The organism is Chitinivorax sp. PXF-14 (assembly GCF_040812015.1).
Taxonomy (GTDB): Bacteria; Pseudomonadota; Gammaproteobacteria; order Burkholderiales; family SCOH01; genus JBFNXJ01.
This window is the reverse complement of sequence record NZ_JBFNXJ010000001.1, coordinates 393,987-417,663: the sequence shown is the minus strand read 5'-3', so window position 1 is coordinate 417,663 and position 23,677 is coordinate 393,987. Positions and strand designations below refer to the sequence as shown.

The 23,677-nt window shown below is 59.3% G+C and carries 26 protein-coding genes and 1 tRNA gene; 10 read left to right on the top strand and 17 right to left on the bottom strand.

The window, feature by feature from the left end:
• Window positions 1-8: 8 nt before the first annotated feature.
• The 5 genes from ABWL39_RS01975 to tpiA form a co-directional block, all read right to left on the bottom strand.
• Window positions 9-485 carry an NADH-quinone oxidoreductase subunit B family protein gene (locus ABWL39_RS01975; protein WP_367786659.1) on the bottom strand — a complete coding sequence of 159 codons (477 nt, stop codon included), beginning with the start codon at window positions 483-485 and terminating at the stop codon, window positions 9-11.
• Window positions 476-832, bottom strand: coding sequence for an NADH-quinone oxidoreductase subunit A (locus tag ABWL39_RS01970; protein WP_367786657.1), 357 nt, complete (start codon window positions 830-832; stop codon window positions 476-478). The genes ABWL39_RS01975 and ABWL39_RS01970 overlap by 10 nt, the downstream gene beginning before the upstream one ends.
• Window positions 833-937: 105 nt before the next feature.
• A tRNA-Leu gene (locus tag ABWL39_RS01965) sits at window positions 938-1,022 on the bottom strand.
• 8 nt (window positions 1,023-1,030) lie between these two features.
• A complete protein-coding gene (gene secG, locus ABWL39_RS01960) occupies window positions 1,031-1,369 on the bottom strand; it encodes a preprotein translocase subunit SecG (RefSeq protein WP_367786655.1) in 339 nt (112 codons plus the stop codon).
• A 13-nt stretch (window positions 1,370-1,382) separates the two neighbouring features.
• On the bottom strand, window positions 1,383-2,111 hold the full coding sequence (gene tpiA, locus ABWL39_RS01955; RefSeq protein WP_367786653.1) for a triose-phosphate isomerase: 729 nt from the start codon (window positions 2,109-2,111) through the stop codon (window positions 1,383-1,385).
• 187 nt (window positions 2,112-2,298) lie between these two features.
• Here tpiA and pstS point away from each other — a divergent pair, with 187 nt between their 5' ends.
• From pstS to pstB, 4 genes are all read left to right on the top strand, one after another.
• Window positions 2,299-3,345, top strand: a complete 1,047-nt coding sequence (gene pstS / locus ABWL39_RS01950; RefSeq protein ID WP_367786651.1) for a phosphate ABC transporter substrate-binding protein PstS — start codon at window positions 2,299-2,301, stop codon at window positions 3,343-3,345.
• Between the two features lie 129 nt (window positions 3,346-3,474).
• Entirely contained in the window at window positions 3,475-4,476 is a 1,002-nt protein-coding gene (gene pstC / locus ABWL39_RS01945) for a phosphate ABC transporter permease subunit PstC (RefSeq protein WP_367786649.1), read from the top strand.
• An 11-nt stretch (window positions 4,477-4,487) separates the two neighbouring features.
• Window positions 4,488-5,330 (top strand): phosphate ABC transporter permease PstA, encoded by an 843-nt coding sequence (gene pstA / locus ABWL39_RS01940; RefSeq protein ID WP_367786648.1) that lies wholly within the window; start codon window positions 4,488-4,490, stop codon window positions 5,328-5,330.
• A 27-nt stretch (window positions 5,331-5,357) separates the two neighbouring features.
• The gene (pstB, locus tag ABWL39_RS01935) at window positions 5,358-6,131 is read left to right on the top strand and encodes a phosphate ABC transporter ATP-binding protein PstB (RefSeq protein WP_367786916.1); all 774 of its coding nucleotides are present in this window, start codon (window positions 5,358-5,360) and stop codon (window positions 6,129-6,131) included.
• 68 nt (window positions 6,132-6,199) lie between these two features.
• On the opposite strand, the gene glmM is transcribed toward pstB, so the two are convergent.
• From glmM to ABWL39_RS01915, 4 genes are all read right to left on the bottom strand, one after another.
• Complete coding sequence (gene glmM, locus ABWL39_RS01930; RefSeq protein WP_367786647.1) at window positions 6,200-7,567, bottom strand: phosphoglucosamine mutase; 1,368 nt, start codon at window positions 7,565-7,567, stop codon at window positions 6,200-6,202.
• Entirely contained in the window at window positions 7,564-8,400 is an 837-nt protein-coding gene (folP, locus tag ABWL39_RS01925) for a dihydropteroate synthase (protein WP_367786645.1), read from the bottom strand. The genes glmM and folP overlap by 4 nt, the downstream gene beginning before the upstream one ends.
• 82 nt (window positions 8,401-8,482) lie before the next feature.
• The gene (ftsH, locus tag ABWL39_RS01920; protein WP_367786644.1) at window positions 8,483-10,384 is read right to left on the bottom strand and encodes an ATP-dependent zinc metalloprotease FtsH; all 1,902 of its coding nucleotides are present in this window, start codon (window positions 10,382-10,384) and stop codon (window positions 8,483-8,485) included.
• 68 nt (window positions 10,385-10,452) lie between these two features.
• The gene (locus tag ABWL39_RS01915) at window positions 10,453-11,088 is read right to left on the bottom strand and encodes an RlmE family RNA methyltransferase (RefSeq protein ID WP_367786642.1); all 636 of its coding nucleotides are present in this window, start codon (window positions 11,086-11,088) and stop codon (window positions 10,453-10,455) included.
• A gap of 64 nt (window positions 11,089-11,152) precedes the next feature.
• Between ABWL39_RS01915 and yhbY the strand changes: the two genes are divergently transcribed.
• Entirely contained in the window at window positions 11,153-11,575 is a 423-nt protein-coding gene (yhbY, locus tag ABWL39_RS01910; RefSeq protein WP_367786640.1) for a ribosome assembly RNA-binding protein YhbY, read from the top strand.
• Window positions 11,576-11,631: 56 nt separating this feature from the next.
• Here yhbY and ABWL39_RS01905 read toward each other — a convergent pair whose 3' ends face one another.
• The 8 genes from ABWL39_RS01905 to ABWL39_RS01870 form a co-directional block, all read right to left on the bottom strand.
• Window positions 11,632-12,069, bottom strand: coding sequence for a DUF4149 domain-containing protein (locus tag ABWL39_RS01905; protein ID WP_367786638.1), 438 nt, complete (start codon window positions 12,067-12,069; stop codon window positions 11,632-11,634).
• A 24-nt stretch (window positions 12,070-12,093) separates the two neighbouring features.
• Window positions 12,094-12,570 carry a transcription elongation factor GreA gene (gene greA, locus ABWL39_RS01900; protein WP_367786636.1) on the bottom strand — a complete coding sequence of 159 codons (477 nt, stop codon included), beginning with the start codon at window positions 12,568-12,570 and terminating at the stop codon, window positions 12,094-12,096.
• A gap of 75 nt (window positions 12,571-12,645) precedes the next feature.
• A complete protein-coding gene (carB, locus tag ABWL39_RS01895) occupies window positions 12,646-15,861 on the bottom strand; it encodes a carbamoyl-phosphate synthase large subunit (RefSeq protein WP_367786635.1) in 3,216 nt (1,071 codons plus the stop codon).
• Window positions 15,862-15,873: 12 nt separating this feature from the next.
• Window positions 15,874-17,031 (bottom strand): glutamine-hydrolyzing carbamoyl-phosphate synthase small subunit, encoded by a 1,158-nt coding sequence (gene carA, locus ABWL39_RS01890; RefSeq protein ID WP_367786634.1) that lies wholly within the window; start codon window positions 17,029-17,031, stop codon window positions 15,874-15,876.
• 177 nt (window positions 17,032-17,208) lie between these two features.
• The gene (locus ABWL39_RS01885; RefSeq protein ID WP_367786632.1) at window positions 17,209-17,691 is read right to left on the bottom strand and encodes a MarR family winged helix-turn-helix transcriptional regulator; all 483 of its coding nucleotides are present in this window, start codon (window positions 17,689-17,691) and stop codon (window positions 17,209-17,211) included.
• The gene (locus tag ABWL39_RS01880) at window positions 17,688-18,170 is read right to left on the bottom strand and encodes a glutathione peroxidase (RefSeq protein ID WP_367786631.1); all 483 of its coding nucleotides are present in this window, start codon (window positions 18,168-18,170) and stop codon (window positions 17,688-17,690) included. Before ABWL39_RS01880 ends, ABWL39_RS01885 begins: the two co-directional genes overlap by 4 nt.
• 155 nt (window positions 18,171-18,325) lie before the next feature.
• A complete protein-coding gene (dapB, locus tag ABWL39_RS01875) occupies window positions 18,326-19,132 on the bottom strand; it encodes a 4-hydroxy-tetrahydrodipicolinate reductase (RefSeq protein WP_367786629.1) in 807 nt (268 codons plus the stop codon).
• A 46-nt stretch (window positions 19,133-19,178) separates the two neighbouring features.
• Window positions 19,179-19,625: an outer membrane protein assembly factor BamE gene (locus tag ABWL39_RS01870; RefSeq protein ID WP_367786628.1), complete on the bottom strand. Its 447-nt coding sequence runs from the start codon at window positions 19,623-19,625 to the stop codon at window positions 19,179-19,181.
• Window positions 19,626-19,738: 113 nt separating this feature from the next.
• Here ABWL39_RS01870 and fur point away from each other — a divergent pair, with 113 nt between their 5' ends.
• From fur to ABWL39_RS01845, 5 genes are all read left to right on the top strand, one after another.
• On the top strand, window positions 19,739-20,164 hold the full coding sequence (gene fur, locus ABWL39_RS01865) for a ferric iron uptake transcriptional regulator (RefSeq protein ID WP_367786626.1): 426 nt from the start codon (window positions 19,739-19,741) through the stop codon (window positions 20,162-20,164).
• A gap of 73 nt (window positions 20,165-20,237) precedes the next feature.
• Window positions 20,238-20,957, top strand: coding sequence for a leucyl/phenylalanyl-tRNA--protein transferase (gene aat, locus ABWL39_RS01860; protein ID WP_367786624.1), 720 nt, complete (start codon window positions 20,238-20,240; stop codon window positions 20,955-20,957).
• A complete protein-coding gene (locus tag ABWL39_RS01855) occupies window positions 20,954-21,739 on the top strand; it encodes an arginyltransferase (protein WP_367786622.1) in 786 nt (261 codons plus the stop codon). Before aat ends, ABWL39_RS01855 begins: the two co-directional genes overlap by 4 nt.
• 74 nt (window positions 21,740-21,813) lie before the next feature.
• The gene (locus ABWL39_RS01850) at window positions 21,814-22,836 is read left to right on the top strand and encodes a quinone-dependent dihydroorotate dehydrogenase (protein ID WP_367786621.1); all 1,023 of its coding nucleotides are present in this window, start codon (window positions 21,814-21,816) and stop codon (window positions 22,834-22,836) included.
• A 17-nt stretch (window positions 22,837-22,853) separates the two neighbouring features.
• A complete protein-coding gene (locus tag ABWL39_RS01845) occupies window positions 22,854-23,624 on the top strand; it encodes a class I SAM-dependent methyltransferase (RefSeq protein ID WP_367786619.1) in 771 nt (256 codons plus the stop codon).
• The last annotated feature ends 53 nt before the right edge of the window (window positions 23,625-23,677 follow it).

Below are 23,677 nucleotides of genomic sequence, written 5' to 3'. Positions count from 1 at the left end.
ATTCCTGCTCAACGAGCGATCGTATAGGTTCGCTTAATCTTGTTCTGCAGCTGAATGATGCCGTAGAGCAAGGCCTCGGCCGTCGGAGGGCAACCCGGGACATACACGTCAACCGGCACGATGCGATCACAGCCACGAACAACGGAATATGAGTAGTGGTAGTAACCACCACCATTGGCACAGGACCCCATCGACAGAACCCAGCGCGGCTCAGGCATTTGGTCGTAGACCTTGCGCAACGCGGGCGCCATCTTATTACATAAGGTGCCTGCAACGATCATCAAATCGGATTGACGCGGGCTCGGGCGAAATACAATGCCAAAACGATCAAGGTCGTAACGTGCTGCGCCGGCATGCATCATTTCAACAGCACAGCAAGCGAGACCGAAGGTCATCGGCCAGAGGGAACCCGTACGCGTCCAGTTGATCAGCTTGTCAGCCGTAGTAGTGACGAAGCCCTTTTCCAATACGCCTTCTATTCCCATTCCAGCGCCCCCTTCTTCCACAGATAAACAAAGCCAACAACCAATTCGATCAGGAACACGACCATGGTGATCAGACCGGGCATACCCAGATCCTTCAGCGCCACACCCCACGGCAGGAGGAAGGCGGTCTCCAGATCGAAAATAATGAACAGGATGGCAATGAGGTAGTAACGGACATCGAACTTCATCCGCGCATCTTCAAACGCCTCAAAGCCACACTCATATGGCGACAGCTTTTCGGCGTCCGGACGACTGGTCGACAATATCCAGCCCAGAAAAATTGGTCCAACCCCAACCAGCAAGCCAACCACGACGAACAACAGTATAGGGAAATAGTTTTGCAGCATTTGCACTCCACAACCGCATCAATAGCCACCAAGGATGGGCACACCCCTGATCATGTTTTTATCTTTGTAGAGCAAATCAGACGGCCACGTCTGATTTCAAAAACCTGGTGCCGACAGTGAGACTCGAACTCACACGGGTCGCCCCACTACCCCCTCAAGATAGTGTGCCCACCAATTTCACCATGTCGGCAAATTATTCTAGTCAGGAATTCCAGCCGGTTTAGGCTGGGGCGCTCCAGTAGAGGACGGTGCAACAGGAGCTGTTACATGCCCCCCCATCACCCCGAGTGCGCCTGATTTCTTGGCATCAAGCGACACCAAGCCGAGGCAGGACACAAAGAAGACCAGCGCAAGCACGGCAGTAGAACGGCTCAGGAAGTTGGCAGAACCGGATGCGCCAAACAAGCTGCCTGATGCGCCGCTACCAAATGCGGCCCCCATGTCCGCACCCTTGCCATGCTGCATCAGCACGAGAACAATCAAACCCAGCGCAGCCAACACATTGATGATCTGCACTACCGTCTTCAAAATTTCCATTTATTGTATCCAATCACTTTGCTGCACTGCAAATTCGCAAAAAGGAGTCGGCGACAAGTGACGCCCCACCAACCAGGACCCCGTCAACCGCGTGCAGGGACAACAGCTGCCCAGCGTTATCTGGCTTAACGCTGCCGCCATAGAGCAAGGCGACACCATCACAATTCGCATCGCGCAATGCGGCCCGCATCGCAACATGCATCTCGGCCACATCATCGAGTGTCGCAGCAACACCCGACCCAATAGCCCAGACAGGCTCATAGGCCACCAACACCCGAGCAAAGGACTCCGCGCCAATACCATTGATCACAGCATTCAATTGATCAAGCACTACGCGCTTGGCAAGCCCACGCTGACGCTGCTCCAGGTGCTCACCCACGCACACGACCGGCGTCAAGCCATGACGCAGCGCAGCACGCACCTTCTCCACGACCAACGCATCGTTCTCACCATACAGCGCGCGGCGCTCGGAGTGGCCAACGATCACGTGAGAGCAACCGACATCTCGAAGCATGGGGCCGGACACCTCACCGGTGTATGCGCCTTCATCCCTGTACTCGAGATCCTGCGCCCCCACCTTGACAGCAGAGCCGGCCAGCAAATCAGCGGCCATCAGCAAATAGGGATATGGAGGACAGACAACGCTCGGAAGATTGGCGTCCCGCAGCAATTGCAGGAGCTCAGCCGCCATTGCGCGACTGCCAAACATTTTCCAATTACCTACAACGAGTTTCTGAGACAAGGCGCCCGCCCCCGATCTGCAAAGCCTCGAGATTATACGCCCACCGCGGAAATAGCGTCAAACCTGCAACCGCGATGGCAACGGCGTCCATTTGTAATATTTCTGCAATCTTCCTAACCTAATATGTGCTCCGCTGGATCCACCAAGTCTTGTTTTTACAATGAATTTGTCTGCTTTGGAGTCGTTAATGAAAGCCACATTCGCCCGCGGCCTGATTGCTGCGTCCATTTCTGTAGCCGCCTTCCATGCCCCGAGCGCTCTGGCCGCCGACATCACCGGCGCCGGTGCCACCTTCCCTTACCCTCTGTATGCAAAGTGGGCCGAAGCTTATAAGAACAAGACCGGCATCGGCATGAATTACCAGTCGATCGGTTCTGGCGGTGGCATCAAGCAGATCAAGGCTAAGACGGTCGACTTTGGTGCATCGGATAAGCCACTGACCCCCAAGGAACTGGCCGAAAGCGGCTTGATGCAGTTCCCGACAGTGATGGGTGGCGTTGTCCCAGTCATCAATGTGCAAGGCGTTGCCGCAGGCCAGATCAAGCTGTCGCCAGCAGTGCTGGCCGACATCTTCCTCGGCAAGGTCACAAAATGGAATGATCCGAAGATTGCCGCCACCAACGCCGGCGTCAAGCTGCCTGACCAGAACATCACCGTCGTCCATCGTTCGGACGGCTCTGGCACCACCTTCATTTTCACCAACTACCTCTCCAAGGTCAGCGCGGAATGGAAGGAAAAGGTTGGCGAAGAAGCGTCGGTCAAGTGGCCCTCCGGCATCGGTGGCAAGGGTAACGAGGGCGTAGCCAACTACGTCAAGCTGACCCCGGGCTCGATCGGCTACGTCGAGTATGCCTACGCACTGCAAAACAAGATGGCGTTTACCCAACTGCAGAACCGTGACGGCCAATATGTCGCGCCGAGCGAAGAAAGCTTCAAGTCCGCTGCCGCACAGGCAGACTGGGAAAAGGCCGAGGGTTTCTACGAGATTCTGACCAACGAGCCGGGCAAGAACAGCTGGCCGATTACCGGCGCCACCTTCATCCTGGTGCATAAGGCACAAGACAAGCCGGAAAGCGGCAAGGAAGTGCTGAAGTTCTTCGACTGGGCCTATGCAAACGGCGACCAGCTGGCCCTGCAACTCGACTACATCCCGCTGCCCGATAGCGTTGTGAAGCTCGTGCGCAACGCATGGAAGAACCAAGTCAAGGACGCTGCGGGTAAAGCGCTATACTAAGCGCCGTTCAATGCGACAGGTATGTCAATCCGCAAGCGGATATATCGGCCTGTCGCATTCCTCGATCCATGACGAAAGGGGCCTCGGGCCCCTTCCGTCGTCTTACAGCAATTTGGTAAACGAGGCCAAATGATGCACGACCCCACTGCCGCGTTGACGCCCTCCTCCTCGCGCCAAACCGTTAGCACCACACCCAGATCGCAAGGGCAGTTTTACGACGAGCTGTTCCGCCATATCACCCGCTTCTTCGCATTTTTGGTGTTGGCGGTGCTGGCTGGCATCATCGTGTCGCTCTGTTACGGCGCCATGCCTGCGATCAAGGCGTTCGGCTTCAAATTCCTGACCTCCGCGGAGTGGGACCCTGTCTCCCAGCAATTTGGCTCGTTGATTCCGATTTACGGCACACTCGTTACATCGGCAATCGCCCTGCTGATTGGCATTCCAGTCAGTTTTGGCATTGCGGTCTTTCTGACCGAGCTATCACCAGCCTGGCTGAAGCGGCCACTCGGCATTGCCGTCGAACTGCTCGCCGGCATCCCCTCGATCATTTATGGCATGTGGGGGCTTTTTGTGTTTGCGCCGTTTTTTTCGCAGAACATCCAGCCTTGGGTGAACGCGCATATTGGCCCCCTTCCGGTAATCGGCCAGTTTTTTAGCGGCCCGCCCATGGGGATTGGCATGTTCACGGCAGGGCTGATCCTGGCGATCATGGTCATTCCGTTCATCACCTCGGTGATGCGCGACGTATTTGAGATTGTGCCGCCCATGCTCAAGGAATCGGCCTACGGCCTCGGCGCCACGACCTGGGAAGTCGTGCGCAACGTCGTGCTGCCCTACACCAAGACGGGTGCCATCGGCGGCATTATGCTCGGCCTCGGTCGAGCGTTGGGAGAGACGATGGCCGTCACCTTTGTGATCGGTAACGCACACGACTTCAGCACATCGCTGTTCATGCCCGGCAACAGCATTGCCTCGGCGCTTGCCAACGAATTTACCGAGGCAGTGGGCGATCTATACACCTCGGCATTGATCGAGCTGGGGCTCATCCTGTTCATCATCACCTTCATCGTATTGTCCTTCTCCAAGCTGCTTCTGCTGCAGCTCAAGAAGGGTGAAGGCCAGTCGTCGTAAGGAGCGGCACCATGAATCAATCAATTTACCGCAGACGCAAGCTGGTCAATTATTTCAACCTGATCATGTCGATCTGTACCATGGCGTTTGGCCTGTTCTGGCTCGTCTGGATCCTGGCAACCCTGTTCCAGCACGGCTTCAGCGCCCTGTCTTCCGCCCTGTTCACGCAGATGACCCCGCCACCGGGCTCATCGGGTGGATTGCTGAATGCGATCGCCGGCAGCCTGATGATGGCGGTCGTTGGCACGGCGATTGGCACACCGATCGGCATTCTCGCCGGCACCTATCTCGCGGAGTTCGGCGAACGTGGCTGGCTGGCGCCGGTAACCCGCTTCATCAACGACATTTTGTTGTCTGCACCGTCGATCGTGATCGGTCTCTTTGTGTACGAGATCTACGTTGCACAGATTGGCCACTTTTCGGGCTGGGCCGGCGCCATCGCATTGAGCCTGATCGTGGTACCGGTCGTAGTGCGCACCACCGAAAACATGTTGCGACTGGTGCCCAACAGCCTGCGTGAAGCTGCGGCGGCACTTGGAACCCCCCGCTGGAAGGTCATCACCTTTGTTACGCTGCGCGCCTCTCGAGCAGGCATTTTGACCGGGATACTGCTGGCCGTGGCCCGTATCAGTGGCGAAACGGCACCGTTGCTGTTCACCGCGCTGAATAACCAGTTCTGGAACGCCAATATGAACGCGCCCATGGCCAACCTCCCTGTCGTCATCTTCCAGTTCGCCATGAGCCCATACGAAGACTGGCAGTCCCTGGCCTGGGGCGGTGCACTGCTGATCACCGTCAGCGTATTGACGCTCAACATCATCGCTCGCTCGCTCTTCCGCCAACAAACGAATTGATCGCCCATCATGCGCAGAGAATTTGAAATGACTCAGCAAACTCAAAGCGGCAGCAAGCTGTCGATCCGTAACCTGAATTTCTACTACGGCAATTTCCATGCCCTCAAAAACATCAATATGGAAATACCGGAAGCCAAGGTGACGGCTTTCATCGGGCCTTCCGGTTGCGGCAAATCCACGCTGCTCCGCACCTTGAACCGAATGTATGAGCTGTATCCGAAACTGCGCGCCGAAGGCGAAATCTCCCTCCACGGGCAAAACATCCTGGACAAGGGTGTCGATCTGAATCTGTTGCGCGCCCGTATCGGCATGGTGTTTCAGAAGCCAACGCCGTTCCCGATGTCGATCTACGACAACATCGCCTTTGGCGTGAAGCTGTACGAGAAGCTCAGCAAAAACGATATGGACGACCGCGTGGAATGGGCACTGCGCAAGGCCGCGCTGTGGGAAGAAGCGAAGAACAAGCTGAGACAAAGTGGCAACGGCCTGTCCGGTGGGCAACAACAGCGCCTGTGCATTGCGCGTGCCATAGCGGTGAAGCCAGAAGTGCTACTGCTAGACGAACCAACGTCTGCACTCGACCCGATTTCGACCGCACACATTGAAGAGTTGATACACGAACTCAAGAGCGACTACACGATTGTCATCGTCACGCACAATATGCAGCAGGCAGCGCGCGTTTCGGATTACACCGCCTACATGTACCTGGGCGAGCTGATCGAATTTGGCGAGACCGACGCGATCTTCACGACACCGAAGAAAAAAGCCACGGAAGACTACATCACAGGCAAGTTCGGCTAATTATGGCTATTGCCTGTTGTACATAAAAAGGGCCGGTTAACCGGCCCTTTTCACATCAGTATACCAAGTCAGACACCGGCAGCCTTTTCCACGACATCTGCGATACGCTCGGCCCAGCGCTTAATCTTATCGGCGCTCTTGCCCTCCAGCATGACCCGAATGACCGGCTCGGTGCCGGAAGCACGCAACACCACACGTCCAGAATCCTTCAACTCGCACTCGGCCTCGACCAATGCCGCCTGCACGGGCAGCGAGCCGCGATGATCGAAGCCCTTTGGCACGCGCACATTGATCAGTACTTGCGGGTATAGCGTTAGCTCCTTGGTCGCCTCCCCGAGGGAAATGACGCTACGATGGGCTCGCAGCGAGTGCAACACCTGGAGCGCTGAGACGATGCCATCGCCGGTCGTATGCTTGTCGAGGCAAATCAAATGTCCCGAGCTCTCACCACCGAGCAGCCACCCTCTCTCCCGCAACATTTCGAGTACGTAGCGGTCACCAACCGCTGCCCGCGAAAACGGGATATTGAGCCGGGAAAAAGCATGCTCCACACCGAGATTCGTCATCACCGTGCCAACTACCCCGCCATCCAGCAAGCCAAGGCGCTGCCGGTGCTTGGCAATCAGGTACAACAGCTTGTCACCATCATAGGAGGTGCCGTCACCGTCGACCATGATCAGACGGTCACCATCGCCGTCCAGGGCAATCCCCAGGTGGGCCTGGTGCTCGACAACGGCCTGCTGCAACGCCGATGTGCTGGTCGCGCCGACGCCATCGTTGATATTGGTGCCGTCGGGCTGATTGCCGATCACGACCACATCGGCACCAAGCTCGTGGAACACATGAGGAGCGATCACATAACTCGCGCCATGCGCACAATCCACAACCAGCTTGAGGCCACGTAGATCCAGGTCAGCCGGGAAAGTACTCTTGCAGAATTCGATATAGCGCCCAGCGGCATCCTCCATACGGCGCGCCCGTCCGAGTTGATCGGATGGCACGCAGATCATGGGCTCGTCGAGTGCCGCTTCGATCGCACGCTCGACCTTATCCGGCAATTTGACGCCGCCGGCAGCAAAGAATTTGATCCCATTATCTTCATAGGGATTGTGCGATGCGCTGATGACCACCCCAGCCTGCAAGCGCAAGGCCCGCGTCAGATAGGCGATACCGGGGGTCGGCATCGGGCCGATCAGGACCACATCAACGCCGGCGGCCGAGAAACCCGCTTCGAGCGCGGATTCCAGCATATAGCCGGAGATACGCGTATCCTTGCCGATGAGTACCGTCGGGCGCTGCTCCGGGCGCAATCGACGATCCGCCGTGGCAAGGACACGGCCAGCTGCATAGCCAAGCCTCATCACGAAATCTGGGGTAATAGGCTCCTCACCTACTCGTCCACGCACGCCATCGGTACCGAAGTATTTTCTCGTCATTCTTCAATCGCATTCAAAATTGTCAACGCATCACGCGTGGCTTTCACATCATGCACCCGAACGATCTTTGCGCCACGCTGCACGGCCAGTAAAGTTGCCGCAACGCTGGCATGCACACGCTCTCCGACCGGCGCGCCGGTCAATGCGCCGAGCATCGACTTGCGGGACAGTCCCACCAGCAGCGGGGAGCCAAGTTGCGCAAACACCGACAAGTGTTTGAGTAAGTCTATGTTGTGAGCCACACTTTTTCCAAAACCGAAGCCTGGGTCCACAACGATGCGGTTCAAGGCAATACCTGCCGCCTCCGCAGTTGCCATTCTAGCATTCAGATAAGCACCCACCTCCTGCACCACGTCTACATACCTGGGTTCTTCCTGCATGGAATCAGGATTGCCCTGTTTGTGCATGAGGCACACGGCGACCTCGGAGGCCGCCACTACTGCCAGAGCTCCCTCCGCCTCCAGCGCGCCGATATCGTTCACCATATCCACGCCGAGTCGGATGGCCTCGGCCATCACGGACGTCTTGCGCGTATCGATGGACACGGGCAGCCCGAGAGGGATCAACCGCTCCAGCACAGGTGCGACACGGTCGATCTCCTCTTGCACGCTGACGGTCGGTGCATTGGGTCGTGTCGACTCCCCGCCAACATCCAGCATATCGGCACCTTCGGCAATCAGGCACTCCGCATGTGCCAATGCCTGATCGGCATCGTTGTAGCGCCCGCCATCGGAGAACGAATCTGGCGTGACGTTGACAATCCCCATGATCAGCGGGCGTTTCAAGGCAAAAAGATAGCGGCCAAGTTGCAAGGAGACAGGGAGTTGGGACATACACGAAGCAAGCATGTGAAAGGATGAACGCCGCGCAGAGAAAGAAACCGACCTTGAGGTCGGTTTCTTTGGCAGGTGGCGCTTAGACTTCTTGTGCCGGCGTTACAGAAGGTGCTGGCGCAGAAGGAGTTGTGTCGGTTGGCGGCACGGGTTTCGATGGCTGACGCGGTGGGCGCGGTGGGCGACCCGCCATGATGTCTTCGATCTGCTCGGCATCGATGGTTTCCCATTCCAGCAAGGCTTTGGTCATCGCCTCTACCTTGTCGCGATTCTGTTCCAGCAGGCTGCGCGCCAAGTGGTACTGGGCGTCGATAATACGGCGAATCTCGCCATCGACCTTCTGCATCGTGGCTTCGGACAGGTTCTTGTGCGTCGTTACCGAACGGCCAAGGAACACCTCCTGCTCGTTGTCGCCATAAACCATCGGGCCAAGCTCGTCTGACATACCGTAGCGAGTCACCATATCCCGCGCCAGGCGAGTGGCACGTTCGAAATCGTTCGAAGCACCCGTCGTCATCTGGTTCATGAAAACCTCTTCGGCAATACGGCCACCAAACAGGATCGAGATTTGCTGCAGCATATAGTCACGGTCATAGCTGAAGCGATCCTGCTCCGGCAGCTGCATGGTCACACCCAACGCACGGCCGCGCGGGATGATCGTGACCTTGTGCACAGGATCGGACTTCGGCAACAGCTTGGCCACAACCGCATGACCGGACTCGTGGTAGGCCGTATTCTTGCGTTCCTCTTCACTCATCACCATGGTGCGCCGCTCGGCACCCATCATGACCTTGTCCTTGGCTCGCTCGAAATCGTCCATATCGACCAGGCGCTTGTTCTGGCGGGCGGCAAACAACGCAGCCTCGTTGACCAGATTGGCCAGATCCGCCCCGGAGAAGCCCGGCGTGCCGCGCGCGATCACATCTGCACGAACATCAGCAGCGATCGGCACCTTGCGCATGTGAACGCCAAGAATCTGCTCGCGGCCACGGATATCCGGCAGCGGCACGATAACCTGGCGGTCGAAGCGGCCCGGACGCTGCAGGGCTGGGTCCAACACGTCAGGACGGTTCGTTGCCGCGACAACGATGATGCCGGAGTTGGCTTCAAAACCATCCATCTCCACCAGCAACTGGTTAAGAGTTTGTTCACGCTCATCATTGCCACCACCCAGGCCAGCGCCGCGCTGGCGACCTACCGCATCGATTTCGTCGATGAAGATGATGCAGGGTGCATTCTTCTTGGCTTGCTCAAACATGTCGCGAACACGGGCCGCGCCAACACCGACAAACATCTCGACGAAATCGGAGCCGGAAATCGAGAAGAACGGTACCTTGGCTTCGCCTGCGATCGCTTTGGCCAGCAAGGTCTTGCCGGTACCCGGCGAACCAACGAGCAGCACGCCACGAGGAATGCGGCCACCCAGGCGCTGGAACTTGCTTGGATCACGCAGGAACTCGACGATCTCCGATACCTCTTCTTTGGCTTCGTCACACCCGGCGACATCGGCAAAGAGGATGGGGTTGCTCGACTCTTCCAGCATGCGGGCACGGCTCTTTCCAAAGGAAAACGCCCCCCCCTTGCCGCCCCCCTGCATCTGGCGCATGAAGAAAATCCACACACCGATCAACAGCAGCATCGGGAACCAGGAGATAAACACCTGCATCAGGAAGGATTGTTCCTGCTCGGGCTTGGCACCGAAACGGACATTGTTCTTCAGCAGATCCCCCACCAGACCAGGATCATACGGGGCCAGAGTCGAAAACGAGGTGCCATCCGCACGCTTGCCGGTCAACATCTGACCGCGCAGGGGATTGCCCTCGATCTCCACCGACTGCACACGCCCGCCACGCACTTCCTCGATAAACTCGGAATAAGCCATCTGGCTCTGGGATTCATGGCGTTTGCTGAATTGGTTGAACACCGTCATCAGCACGAGGCCGATGATGAGCCAAATTGCGATGTTCTTGCCAATGTTATTCACGTTCACTCCTTACATTGCGTGTGCGAGGCACAAATCTGCTTTGATTCTAAACCCTCTGCTCAGGGCTGTCAGTAATCGTCGGGGGCCTCACCGCCCTCGAAAACCGCGTCAAATTGGGCAAGTTTATCCTTCCCCAGCAGGTAAATTTCGTTGCTGCGGTCACGCGAGGCCTTCGGTTTGCGTGTCAACACCTGCTTGAACGTGCCCTTCAGCAAAGCCAGATACTCGGGGTAACCACTACCTTGGAACGCTTTGACCAAGTAATTGCCGCCGGGTTTCAGGTGATGCTGGGCAAAATCGAGCGCAAGCTCGATCAGATGCAGGCTGCGGGGCATATCCATCATGGCATTACCAGCCATATTGGGGGCGATGTCCGAGATTACAAGATCGACCTGGCGCCCTTGAAGCAGGGACTCGAACTCGCGCAGCACGGACTCCTCGCGGAAATCCCCCTGCAGGAAGGTCACGCCCGCCAGTGGATCCATCGGCAGGATGTCGAGCGCGAACACGTGGCCATGCTTGCCCACCTTCTGCGCGGCGATCTGCGACCAGCTTCCAGGCGCCGCGCCAAGGTCGACCACAACCATGCCCGGCTTGATCAGATGGTCTTTGTCGGCAATTTCCAGCAACTTATATGCTGCACGTGAGCGGTAGCCATCCTTCTGCGCCATTTGCACATAAGGATCGTTGAGGTGTTCGCGCATCCACGCCTTACTGGTTCTGCTTGGCTTCATGAGTTACAATACGTGGTTTTTCAGAGGGTTAACAATGATCGAATTGACGCCGATCCAGCGCCGTTTTCTGCGCGCCGAAGCTCACCACCTGAACCCGACGGTGATGATCGGCAACAACGGTCTCACCGAAGCGGTTATTCGCGAGCTGGCACGCAGCCTGGACGCCCATGAGCTGGTCAAGGTACGCGTGCTTGGCGACGACCGGGATGCACGCGAAGCCTTGATGCAGCAAATTTGCAGCGACCTCGACTGCGCTCCGGTTCAGCACATCGGCAAACTGCTGGTAGTGTATCGCCCCGGCAACGAACCGAAAATCGAATTGCCCGACGGCAAGATCAAACCAGCCAAACCGGTTCCGGCCAAGGTGGAAAACCCCACCAAGAAAAAAGCCGCCAAACCCATCGTGACCGGTCGCCCCGGTGGCAACACCAAACGCCGGATCAGCAGCAAGCGCTGATTTCCAGCTGGCAAAGGCAATCAAAGGGCAGCACAGAGGCTGCCCTTTTTCATTGATCAATTTGGCTTAGTGACAAGGGCCAGACCCAGCAAGCACTCACCAAAATAGATCAGACTAGAAATTGCATGGGCCGTAGCAAAACCGCCGCCAAACAGGCCCTCGGCGACGTTGCCGGCCTGTTGCTTCAACTGCGTGATCCACGGATGGATGGCAAAGTGATTCAAGGCCGTCAGCAGCAACATCAGGATGACGATCCAGAAGCCGCCCTGCTTCATGCCGCCAAAACCAGTCGTGAACAAGGCGTGAAACAGCAGATACAAACCACAGACGATGCCAATCCACGCCATGGCGACGAACAAATGGCCGGCGACGGTGCCGGCAAGTGGGTTGGGCAATACATGAAACAGCATCGGTGCCACCATGGCGCCAACAATCCAGAGCCCGCCCACCCATAAGGTCAGGGTGATATTGCGCAATGCGTCAGGAAAACTCATCTATATGTCGCCCAAATCCGCACGTTAAATGTATTTGACGTCCAGCACTTCGTATTCGCGAATTCCGCCTGGCGCCAACACTTCGGCGACATCACCCGCATATTTGCCGATCAGGGCACGCGCGATCGGAGAGCTGATCGAGATTTTCCCCTGCTTGATGTCAGCCTCATCGTCGCCGACGATCTGGTAAGTCACCTGATCGCTGCTCTCGAGGTCTTCGAGGTCAACGGTTGCACCAAATACGATGCGGCCATCAGCGTCGATCAGGGTAGGATCGATGATCTGGGCGTTGGAAACCTTGCCCTCCACCTCGGCAATGCGCCCCTCGATAAAGCCCTGACGCTCCTTGGCCGCGTCGTACTCGGCATTTTCCGACAGGTCGCCGTGCGAGCGCGCTTCGGCGATCGCTGCAATCACGTTTGGACGCTCGATGGTTTTCAGGCGATGCAGCTCTTCCTTCAAAAGCTCCGCGCCTCTCACGGTCAGCGGGATCTTGTTCATTCGTATTCACTCCAATAGCAAAAGAACAGGCCGCCGTCATCCAAAACGGCGGCCCTGCACATTGATGACAATAGTTTACCGGCTAGCGGCGATTTGTTGGTGCAGACTTTGCACGTCGTACACCTGCAGCTCGGCCATGTGGGCCATGCCAATGGTTGCGGCACGCGCGCCGGCCAGCGTGGTGTAGATCGTCAGGCGGGCCTGCTGCGCCGCGTGGCGGATGTAGTAGCTGTCCTGGATCGCCGAACGCTTTTCCTCAACGGTGTTGAACACCATCTGGATCTCACCGTTCTTGATCTGGTCGACGATGTTGGGACGGCCTTCATTGACCTTGTTGACGGCAGTCACCGGGATACCGGCTTCGGCAATCGCCGCGGCCGTACCCTTGGTCGCAAACAGGCCAAAGCCCAGCTGATGCAGGTTGCGCGCAACCTCGACCACACCGGCCTTATCCTGCTGCTTGACGCTGATGAACACATTGCCACTGGTCGGCAGCTTGATCGACGCGGCCAGCTGCGACTTGACGAAGGCTTCGGCAAACGTCGCACCGACCCCCATCACCTCGCCGGTGGACTTCATTTCCGGCCCGAGGATCGAATCGACACCAGGGAACTTGATGAACGGGAAGACGGCTTCCTTCACCGAGTAGTAAGGCGGAATCACCTCCCCCTCGACGCCCTGAGCATCGAGGCTGATGCCGGCCATGCAGCGCGCAGCGATCTTGGCCAGCGGCAGGCTGGTCGCCTTCGATACGTACGGCACTGTACGCGAAGCACGCGGGTTCACCTCAAGCACATAGACGTCGCCATTCTGGATCGCGAACTGAACATTCATCAGGCCGACGACGCGAAGCGCCTTGGCCATCGCGACAGTCTGGCGGCGCAGCTCGTCCTGAACCTCCTTGCCAAGGCTGTACGGTGGCAGCGAGCAGGCGGAGTCGCCGGAGTGCACGCCAGCTTGCTCGATGTGCTCCATGATGCCGCCGATCATGACGCGCTCGCCGTCGCTGATCGCATCCACATCGACTTCGATCGCATCGTTGAGGAAGCGATCGAGCAGCACCGGGCTGTCGTTCGATACCTTCACGGCCTCACGCATGTAGCGCTCGAGGTCAGACTGCTGATGCACGATTTCCATTGCACGGCCGCCCAGTACGTAGGACGGACGAACAACCAGAGGGTAGCCGATTTCCTGGGCCAGCAAGATCGCCTCACCGGGCGTACGCGCGGTGCGGTTCGGCGGCTGGCGCAGGCCAAGCTCCTGCAGCAGCTTCTGGAAGCGCTCGCGGTCTTCGGCCGCATCGATCATGTCCGGCGTCGTACCGATGATGGGCACGCCGTTGGCTTCGAGTGGCTTCGCCAGCTTCAGCGGGGTTTGGCCGCCATACTGGACGATCACGCCAACCGGCTTCTCGATGTGGACGATTTCCAGTACGTCTTCGAGCGTCAGCGGCTCGAAGTACAGGCGGTCGGCCGTGTCGTAGTCGGTGGAGACGGTTTCCGGGTTGCAGTTGACCATGATGGTCTCGTAGCCGTCGTCCTTCAGGCCGAGTGCCGCATGCACGCAGCAGTAGTCGAACTCGATGCCCTGGCCGATGCGGTTCGGGCCGCCACCGAGGACGATGATCTTCTTGCGGTCGGTCGGCTGCGACTCGCACTCTTCCTCATAGGTCGAGTACATATAGGCTGTGTTGGTCGAGAATTCGGCCGCGCAGGTATCGACGCGCTTGTAGACCGGGCGCACGCCCAGCTCCCAACGCTTGTTGCGCACATTGCTTTGATGCTCGCCGAGTAGTGTCGAGATGCGGCGATCGGAGAAGCCCTTGCGCTTCAGGCGACGCATGGTGGCACGATCAACCTCGCCGATCTTCATGTCCTTGAGCGCTTGCTCTTCGTTGACGATGTCCTGGATCTGGATCAGGAACCAGACATCGATCTTGGTCAGCTCATGCACCTGCTCAAGCGTCATGCCCGCGCGGAAGGCATCGGCGATGTACCAGATGCGCTCCGGCCCCGGATCAGCCAGTTCGGTTTCGATCTTTTCCAGATCCGTCGTGACTTCATCGAGACCATAGTGGCCGGTTTCGAGGCCACGCAAGGCCTTTTGCAGCGACTCCTGGAAGCTGCGGCCGATCGCCATCACCTCGCCGACCGACTTCATCTGCGTGGTCAGGCGATCGTTGGCTTGCGGGAACTTCTCGAAGGCGAACTTCGGAATCTTGGTAACGACGTAGTCGATCGACGGCTCGAACGAGGCCGGGGTCTTGCCGCCGGTGATGTCGTTCTTCAGCTCGTCAAGTGTGAAGCCTACTGCCAGCTTGGCCGCAACCTTGGCGATCGGGAAACCGGTAGCCTTCGATGCCAGCGCCGAGGAACGCGACACGCGCGGGTTCATCTCGATCACGATCATCTCGCCGTTGGCCGGATTGATCGCGAACTGAACGTTGGAACCACCGGTATCGACGCCAATCTCACGCAGCACTGCCAGCGAGGCATTGCGCATGATCTGGTATTCCTTGTCGGTCAACGTCTGCGCCGGCGCAACGGTGATCGAGTCGCCGGTGTGCACACCCATCGCGTCGAAGTTCTCGATCGAGCAGATGATGATGCAGTTGTCGGCACGGTCGCGCACGACCTCCATCTCGTATTCTTTCCAGCCGAGCACCGATTGCTCGATCAGCAGCTCGTGCGTCGGCGAGGCCTCGAAGCCACGCGTACAGATCGCCAGGAACTCTTCCTTGTTGTAGGCGATACCGCCGCCCGAGCCACCCATCGTGAACGACGGACGGATCAGGGTCGGGAAGCCGACTTCGAGCTGGCCAGCCAGCGCCTCTTCCATCGTGTGGGCAATGAACGACTTCGGGCACGACAGGCCGATTTTTTCCATCGCCAGCTTGAACTTGCCGCGATCCTCCGCCTTGTCGATGGCTTCCGGCTGCGCACCGATCAGCTCGACCTTGTAACGTTCGAGCACGCCATGGCGCCACAGGTCCAGTGCGCAGTTCAGCGCAGTCTGGCCGCCCATGGTCGGCAGGATCGCGTCAGGGCGCTCCTTCTCGATGATCTTCTCGACCATCTGCCAGGTGATGGGCTCGATGTAGGTGACGTCGGCCATGTTCGGGTCGGTCATGATCGTGGCCGGGTTCGAATTGACCAGGATGACCTTGTAACCCTCTTCGCGCAGCGCCTTGCAGGCCTGGGCGCCGGAGTAGTCGAATTCGCAGGCCTGGCCGATGACGATCGGGCCGGCGCCAATGATGAGAATGCTCTTGATGTCTGTCCGTTTTGGCATTGTGAGTCCTCGTTACTTGCGTTCAGCCATCAGCTTGATGAATTTATCGAACAGGTAGGCCACGTCGTGCGGGCCGGGGCTCGCTTCCGGGTGTCCCTGGAAGCTGTAGGCCGGCTTGTCGGTGAGCGCGATGCCTTGCACCGTGCCATCGAACAGCGAGCGATGCGTGATGCGCACATTGGCTGGCAGGCTGGCTTCGTCGACCTGGAAACCGTGGTTCTGGCTGGTGATCATGACCTGCTTGGTGTCGAGATCCTGCACCGGATGGTTGGCGCCATGGTGGCCAAACTTCATCTTGCTGGTCTTGCCGCCGCTGGCCAGGCCGAGCAGCTGGTGGCCAAGACAGATACCGAAGATCGGGATGTTCTTGTCGAGCAGCGTCTGAATCGCCTTGATCGCGTAATCGCAAGGCTCCGGGTCGCCCGGGCCGTTGGACAGGAAGACCCCGTCCGGATTCAGCGCCAGCGCCTGCTCCACCGTTGCGGTAGCCGGCAGCACGGTCAGCTTGCAGCCGCGCTCGGCCAGCATGCGCAGGATGTTGTGCTTGACGCCATAATCGAAGGCGACGACGTTGTATTTCGGTGCGGTCTGCTCGGTGTATCCTTCGCCGAGTTTCCACTCCTTGGTGTGCCAGTCGTAGGGCTCGCTGCACGACACCACCTTAGCCAGATCGAGGCCCGCCATCGAGCCGAAGCTCTTGGCCAACTCGACGGCCTTGGCCGCATCGATATTGTCGCCGGTGATGATACAACCAGGCTGGGCACCCTTTTCACGCAGGATGCGGGTCAGCTTGCGGGTATCGATATCGGCGATCGCGACGACGTTATTCGCCTTCAGATAATCCGACAGCGACTGCTCGCTACGCCAGTTGGAGTGCAGCATCGGCAAATCGCGAATGATCAGGCCGGAGGCGAACACCTGGCGCGACTCGGCGTCTTCCGGGTTGACGCCGACGTTCCCGATGTGCGGGTAGGTCAGCGTGACCAGTTGCTTGTAGTAGGATGGATCGGTCAGGATTTCCTGGTAGCCGGTCATCGCCGTGTTGAAGACCACTTCACCGATCGTGTGGCCATCGCTACCAATGGAAATCCCGTGGAACAATGTGCCGTCGGCTAGCGCGAGCAGTGCAGACTTGAATTGAGACACCAGCGGCTCCTGAAGAATGTGCATTACATCGGGAACAGGCTTCGCAACCGCGGACACCGGATCAACCTCGACCAGCCGGGATGCCAACGCCAGACCCCTCCGTAAGATGGGCGTAACAAAACGGGATAGGCAAAGGGCCTATCCCGTCGGTATGCGTTGAATTTCCAGCAATTTTACCTTAACAAACGGCAAATTTCAAATCTAAACACCGGCCTTCAGATTTCGCAGCTGCCCCAGCAATTTCTGCAGCTGCTCCCTCATCCCGGCGGCCTCGCCGAGTTGGGCCTCGAAATCACATTGCATCTGCCCTCGCATGGCGACGGCCTGCTCGCGCAACGCCTTGCCTGTGGTGGTCAGATGGATCAGCACCTGGCGCTCGTCCAGCCCGCTACGGGTGCGGCTAACGAAACCGCTCGCTTCAAGGCGCTTGAGCAGCGGCGTCAACGTCCCCGAATCGAGGAACAGGCGCTCGCCGATCGCCTTGACCGTCACCCCGTCGCCTTCCCACAGCACCAGCATCACCAGGTACTGCGGGTAGGTCAGTTGCAGCGGCTCGAGGTACGGCTGGTAGGACTGCACCACTGCACGTGACGCGGCGTACAGGGCAAAGCATAGCTGCTGGTCCAGCAGCAGGCCGTCACTGCCATCCAGCCCGCTCGGCGCTGGTTTTTGGCATTCGCTCACAGCAGCTTCTCAACCTCTTTCGCAAGCTCTTCGGGCTTGGTGGTCGGCGCGTAGCGGTCCACCACCTGGCCGCGGCGATCGACGAGGAATTTGGTGAAGTTCCACTTGATACCTTCGGTCCCAAGGATACCCTTTGCCTCGCCCTTCAAGTGTTTGTAAATCGGGTGCGTATCGTCGCCGTTCACGTCGATCTTGGCGAACATCGGAAACGACACGCCATAGTTGAGCTGGCAGAACTCGGCAATCTCGCTCTCGTTGCCGGGCTCTTGCGAGCCGAACTGGTTGCACGGAAAACCCAGCACCACCAGGCCCTGGTCCTTGTACTGTTCGTACAGCTTTTCCAGGCCTTCATATTGCGGCGTGAACCCGCACTTGCTTGCCGTATTGACGATCAGCATCACCTTGTCCTTGAACTCGCTCAGAGAGGTTTGCTTGCCATCGATACGCGGGGCGGAAAGGTCATACAGGGAAGCGGCCATGACAGACTCCTTGGGTTAGCGATCCATTCGATGCGACAACAATAGCAAACATTTAAATTGTTAACAATTTAAATTAATGGGCCGGATGATGTAGTAAAGCCGCAAAAGAAAATGGCCAGCCCAAGGGCTGGCCATTTGCATCGACACGCTGCCGCCTACTTCAGACCCAGCACGTCCTGCATATCGTACAACCCGGCAGATTTGCCTTGCAGATAACGCGAGGCGCGCACCGCCCCCTGAGCGAAGGTGGCGCGGCTCGATGCCTTGTGCGTGATCTCGACGCGCTCACCCATGGTGGCAAACACCACGGTATGGTCGCCAACCACGTCGCCGCCGCGCATCGTGGCAAAGCCAATCGTCGACGGATCACGTTCGCCGGTCACACCCTCCCGCCCATACACGGCACACTCCTTGAGGTCACGTCCCAGTGCCTGGGCCACGACTTCGCCCATGCGCAGCGCGGTGCCCGACGGTGCATCGACCTTGTGGCGGTGGTGCATCTCGACGATCTCGATGTCGTAGCCCGTATTCAGTACTTTGGCCGCCATTTCCAGCAGCTTGAGCGTGAGGTTGACGCCGACACTCATATTGGGGGCGAACATGATGGCGATATCCTTGGCGCCATCGGCCAGCCTTGCCTTCTGCTCGTCGTTCAAACCAGTGGTGCCGATCACCATGGCCACGCCAAGCTTGCGGCAGATGTCGAGGTGGACGAGCGTCCCCTCGGGCCGGGTGAAGTCGATCAGCACATCCGCGCCCTGCAAGGCGGCCTCGATGTCTGCACGCACCGGCACATCCGGCGCCCCCGGCACCAGCAAGGAAGCGGATTGCCCGAGCAGATTGCTGCCGGCATGCTCCAGCAGCGCATACAGGGCGCAACCCTCTGCCTGCATCACGGCTTCGATGAGGGTACGGCCCATACGGCCGCCAGCGCCCGCAATGGCGATATTCAGTGTAGTCATGATTGAATCCGGTAATGTGCCGCTCGTGGCGGCATGGTCTCAGCGCTTACTGGGGCTTGCTGCCGTCAGGCGCCTTGGCGCCCTCGCTCTGGGCCTTACGCGACGCGGCTTGGCTGGCTTGCTCAAGGGTCTTCTCACGCTCGCTCTTCGGCGCCGGCGCGGCAATGAAGCCCTTCTGCGGCGGGAAGGTCTCTCCCTCGAATTTCACCGCCTTGTCGCCCTCGAAGTACACGGCGAAGCTCTTGCTGTCGGACAGCTTGCCGTCCTTGACCTCACGGTACAGGTAGTCCCAGCGATTGGCGTGGAACGGGTCGACCAGCAGCGGCGTACCCAGCACATAGCGGACCTGGTTCCGTGTCATGCCAACCTTGAGTTTGGCGGTCATGTCCTCGGTGATGTAGTTGCCCTGCTGAATATCGAGCTTGTATGGGGTCAACACGCTGCAGGCGGAGAGGACGCCCCCGAGTGTGGCGGCAATCAGAATTTTTCGCATTGCGGACAATAACTTGTGTAGCAGTTGGAGAGATGTCGCGAAGGCCGCTGGTTTTGCAACGGCACGCAAACGCTATACTATAACCGAAATCAATAGCCCTGACCTGTATCACCATGAGCAAAGCCAGCGACCTGAAAGACATCGGCCTCAAGGCCACCGCACCGCGCCTGAAGATCCTCAATCTGTTCGAGACCGCAGGGCAACGTCACATGTCTGCAGAAGATGTCTACAGGCTGCTGCTGGCCGAGAACCTCGACATCGGCCTGGCCACGGTCTACCGCGTGCTGACCCAGTTCGAGCAGGCGGGTCTGCTGGTGCGCCATCACTTCGAATCCGGCAAGGCCGTGTTCGAACTCAACCAGGGCGGCCATCACGACCACTTGGTATGCGTGAAATGCGGCAAGGTCGAGGAGTTCTTCGATCCGGAAATCGAGAAACGCCAGGACGCCATTGCCGACAGACATGGTTTCACGATCGAATCCCACTCGATGTACCTGTACGGCCTGTGCGCAAACTGCACCCCCCAGAAGGCCAAGTAAACACGGCTGATTGCGGCCAGACCGTGCACCAGCCGATTCCGACACACGCGGTCGCCGAAGGTTCATCGCCAGCATGCTGAGCTGGCTTGGCGCATCCCACGTATTTCCACCGCTCGAGCGCGCGCTCGTTGCGCCCAACGGCCTGCTGGCGGCGGGCGGCGACCTGTCGCCCGAGCGCCTGCTCTGCGCCTACCGGCGCGGCATCTTCCCCTGGTTTTCGCAGGGTGACCCGATCCTGTGGTGGAGCCCGGACCCGCGCATGGTCCAGTTTCCTGCCGAATTGCGCGTCACCCGCTCGCTGGCCAAGACACTGCGCAACAAACCGTATGAAATGCGCGTGGATACCGCCTTCGAAGCCGTCATGCGTGCCTGCGCAGCGCCACGCGACGCGGATGGCGGCACCTGGATCGTCGAAGAGATCGTCGCCGCGTACTGTCGTCTGCATGAACTCGGCTACGCCCATTCGATCGAATGCTGGATGGACGGCGAGCTGGCTGGCGGCCTCTACGGTGTGGCAATCGGCAGGATGTTCTACGGCGAATCGATGTTCTCGCGGCGTACCGATGCATCGAAGATCGCCTATGTGCACCTGGTCAGACAGCTCGAGCACTGGGGCTTCGGCCTGATCGACTGCCAGATGAAGACAGGCCATCTCGCCAGCCTCGGTGCGCGGGAAATTCCACGGCGCGATTTCGCTGCTAGACTGGAATTGTTGACCCGGGACAGCCACCGCCCCGGCCCCTGGCATTTCGACGACAGTGCAACCCTGATCCCCGAGAAGGCCACCCGATGAGTAAGCTCAGCGAAAATGGCCAGTCACTGATCCAGTTCTATGTGACAGCGCCCTACCCGTGCAGCTATCTGCCGGATCAGCTGGCACGCTCGCAGGTCGCCATCCCCGGCGACCTGATCGATCCGCAACTCTATAGTCAGCTGGTGCGGGCGGGCTTTCGCCGCAGCGGGCTGTTCACCTACCGCCCGCACTGCGACCGCTGCCAGGCTTGCGTGCCGGTGCGCATCCCAGTGCTCGACTTCACCCCCAGCCGCACGCAGCGCAAGGTCTGGCGCCGCCACCAAGGGCTGGTGACACGCATCGTCAAGCTCGCCTACAGCGAGGAACACTACCAGCTGTATCGCCACTACCAGGAGAGCCGCCACGCCGGCGGCGGCATGGACGAAGACAGCCGAGAGCAGTACCGCAGCTTCATCCTGAAAAGCCACGTCGCCAGCATGCTGGCCGAATTCCGCACGGCTGAGGGCGAGCTCAAGATGGTCAGCCTGATCGACGAGCTCGATGACGGCCTATCGTCGGTCTACACCTTCTTCGATCCAGACGACGAGCGGGCGAGCTATGGCGTCTACAACGTGCTGTGGCAGATCGCCCTCGCGCGCAAGATGCACCGCCCCTATGTTTACCTGGGCTACTGGATCGAGCGTTGCCGCAAGATGGCCTACAAGACTAACTTCCAGCCCGTCGAAGGGCTGCGCAGTGGCGTCTGGCGGCGGCTCACCCCACTCGAACTGGAAGTCAATCAGGTCGTGGCTACCACGCCGGCCGGCCCTGCCGGCAAATAGTTTGTCTCGCGCGGCGTGGCAATCGGCGCGATCCGGTATAATTCACGGGTTTTGCCAGAGATATCCGCACACGCATGATGACCACCGTCTACGCCCTGACTCGCCCGCTGCTGTTCGCCCTCGACGCGGAAACGGCCCACGGCCTTACCCTGTCCACACTCGACTTCCTGCATTCCTGCGGCTTTGCCCGCGCCTTTGCCGGCCATGTCGAGACGGCGCCGCGCCGCGTCATGGGCATCGAGTTTCCCAATCCGGTCGGCCTGGCCGCCGGCATGGACAAGAACGGCGACCACATCGATGCATTGGCCGATCTCGGCTTCGGCTACATCGAAATCGGCACGATCACGCCGCGCCCGCAGCCGGGTAACCCAAAGCCACGGCTGTTCCGCCTGCCGCAGGCGGAAGGCATCATCAACCGCATGGGCTTCAATAACGATGGTGTCGACAAGCTGATCCAGAACGTCAGGCAATCGAGCTACAAGGGCGTACTCGGCATCAATATCGGCAAGAATTTCGACACGCCGATCGAGCGCGCCGCCGACGACTATCTGATCTGCCTGCGAAAGGTGTATGAGTTGGCCACCTATGTGACCGTCAACATCTCCAGCCCGAATACAAAGAACCTGCGCCAGCTGCAGCAGAGCGACGAGCTCGGCGGCCTGCTGGCACAACTGAAGGCGGAGCAGCTGAAGCTTGCCGAGCAGTTCGGCCGCTACGTGCCGCTGACCGTCAAGATCGCACCCGATCTCGATTCCGCGCAGATCGGCGCGATTGCGGACCTGCTGGTCGAGCACAAGATCGATGGCGTGATCGCCACCAACACCACGCTGGCCCGGACCGGGGTGGAAAACCTGCCGCACGGCAACGAGCAGGGCGGGCTGTCGGGCGCCCCCGTGCGCACCAAGTCCACCCATGTGATCCGCGAGCTGGCGAGTCGCCTCGATGGCGCCCTGCCGATCATCGGCGTCGGCGGCATACTCGAAGGCTCGCACGCGCAGGAAAAGATGCGTGCCGGCGCGAGCCTGGTGCAGCTCTACAGCGGGCTCATCTATCGCGGGCCGGAACTGGTCGGCGAATGCGTGCGCGCCATCGCCTGATGCGCCGATAGCAGGCCATGTCCGATTACGACGCCACTCGACATGCTTCGCCAGCGGTGCTGCTACCGCTGCTGAAACTGATCGGGCGGCGCCCGGACCAGCTACCGCGCGTGCTCGATATCGGCTGCGGCACCGGCAACTACACGGCAGCACTGGCCCAGCGCGGGCTCGACATCATCGGCCTCGACCGCTCGCCCGCCATGCTGGCGCAGGCACGGGCCAAGCACCCCAAGCTCACCTGGCTGCAAGGCGACGCAACCATGCTCCCGTTCGCCGACCTGGCGCTCGACGTCACCATCAGCACCCTGTCGAGCCACTACTGGCAACCCAGGCTCGACGCCTACCGCGACATCCGCCGCGTGACGCGCGGACGCTTCATCGAATTCACCAATTGTCGCGAGTATTTCGCCTACTACTGGCTCAACGCCTACTTCCCCACGGCCATTGCACGCTCGGCGCTGAAATTTCCGTCACGGGATCAGCTGCGCCGCGACCTGATCCAGGCCGGCTTTGCGGAGGTCCACTTTCATCCATGGTCTGTCCCTCATCCGGGTGAAGAACCCGTTCACACCGATGGCTTTCTCTACAGCGCCAAGTACACCCCTGCGCGCTACCTCGACCAAGCCTTCCGTAGCGCCATCGGCACGTTCTGCCATGACATCGAGGCGACGGAACTGGAAACCGGGCTCTCGCGCCTGCAGGCCGACATCGCCAGCGGCCACTGGCAGGAAATTGCGGGCAGCTATCCGCTAGGCGAGCCCGACTACCTGTTCGTCGTCGCACAATAAGCAGCTAGCCGCGGCGCACCATGCCGGCGGGCGCGCTATTGTCTCTGCCGATG

Excerpts from the sequence above, each read along its gene's own strand:
- ABWL39_RS01850 (WP_367786621.1), top strand. The coding sequence starts at position 21,814 with ATGATGACCACCGTCTACGCCCTGACTCGCCCGCTGCTGTTCGCCCTC.
- folP (WP_367786645.1), bottom strand. The coding sequence starts at position 8,400 with ATGTCCCAACTCCCTGTCTCCTTGCAACTTGGCCGCTATCTTTTTGCC.
- glmM (WP_367786647.1), bottom strand. The coding sequence starts at position 7,567 with ATGACGAGAAAATACTTCGGTACCGATGGCGTGCGTGGACGAGTAGGT.
- greA (WP_367786636.1), bottom strand. The coding sequence starts at position 12,570 with ATGAACAAGATCCCGCTGACCGTGAGAGGCGCGGAGCTTTTGAAGGAA.
- aat (WP_367786624.1), top strand. The coding sequence starts at position 20,238 with ATGCTGAGCTGGCTTGGCGCATCCCACGTATTTCCACCGCTCGAGCGC.
- ABWL39_RS01970 (WP_367786657.1), bottom strand. The coding sequence starts at position 832 with ATGCTGCAAAACTATTTCCCTATACTGTTGTTCGTCGTGGTTGGCTTG.
- ABWL39_RS01880 (WP_367786631.1), bottom strand. The coding sequence starts at position 18,170 with ATGGCCGCTTCCCTGTATGACCTTTCCGCCCCGCGTATCGATGGCAAG.
- ABWL39_RS01975 (WP_367786659.1), bottom strand. The coding sequence starts at position 485 with ATGGGAATAGAAGGCGTATTGGAAAAGGGCTTCGTCACTACTACGGCT.
- ABWL39_RS01905 (WP_367786638.1), bottom strand. The coding sequence starts at position 12,069 with ATGAGTTTTCCTGACGCATTGCGCAATATCACCCTGACCTTATGGGTG.
- carB (WP_367786635.1), bottom strand. The coding sequence starts at position 15,861 with ATGCCAAAACGGACAGACATCAAGAGCATTCTCATCATTGGCGCCGGC.
- secG (WP_367786655.1), bottom strand. The coding sequence starts at position 1,369 with ATGGAAATTTTGAAGACGGTAGTGCAGATCATCAATGTGTTGGCTGCG.
- dapB (WP_367786629.1), bottom strand. The coding sequence starts at position 19,132 with ATGACTACACTGAATATCGCCATTGCGGGCGCTGGCGGCCGTATGGGC.
- ABWL39_RS01855 (WP_367786622.1), top strand. The coding sequence starts at position 20,954 with ATGAGTAAGCTCAGCGAAAATGGCCAGTCACTGATCCAGTTCTATGTG.
- ABWL39_RS01915 (WP_367786642.1), bottom strand. The coding sequence starts at position 11,088 with ATGCGCGAACACCTCAACGATCCTTATGTGCAAATGGCGCAGAAGGAT.
- pstA (WP_367786648.1), top strand. The coding sequence starts at position 4,488 with ATGAATCAATCAATTTACCGCAGACGCAAGCTGGTCAATTATTTCAAC.
- fur (WP_367786626.1), top strand. The coding sequence starts at position 19,739 with ATGAGCAAAGCCAGCGACCTGAAAGACATCGGCCTCAAGGCCACCGCA.
- pstB (WP_367786916.1), top strand. The coding sequence starts at position 5,358 with ATGACTCAGCAAACTCAAAGCGGCAGCAAGCTGTCGATCCGTAACCTG.
- ABWL39_RS01870 (WP_367786628.1), bottom strand. The coding sequence starts at position 19,625 with ATGCGAAAAATTCTGATTGCCGCCACACTCGGGGGCGTCCTCTCCGCC.
- carA (WP_367786634.1), bottom strand. The coding sequence starts at position 17,031 with ATGCACATTCTTCAGGAGCCGCTGGTGTCTCAATTCAAGTCTGCACTG.
- yhbY (WP_367786640.1), top strand. The coding sequence starts at position 11,153 with ATGATCGAATTGACGCCGATCCAGCGCCGTTTTCTGCGCGCCGAAGCT.
- pstC (WP_367786649.1), top strand. The coding sequence starts at position 3,475 with ATGATGCACGACCCCACTGCCGCGTTGACGCCCTCCTCCTCGCGCCAA.
- ABWL39_RS01845 (WP_367786619.1), top strand. The coding sequence starts at position 22,854 with ATGTCCGATTACGACGCCACTCGACATGCTTCGCCAGCGGTGCTGCTA.
- pstS (WP_367786651.1), top strand. The coding sequence starts at position 2,299 with ATGAAAGCCACATTCGCCCGCGGCCTGATTGCTGCGTCCATTTCTGTA.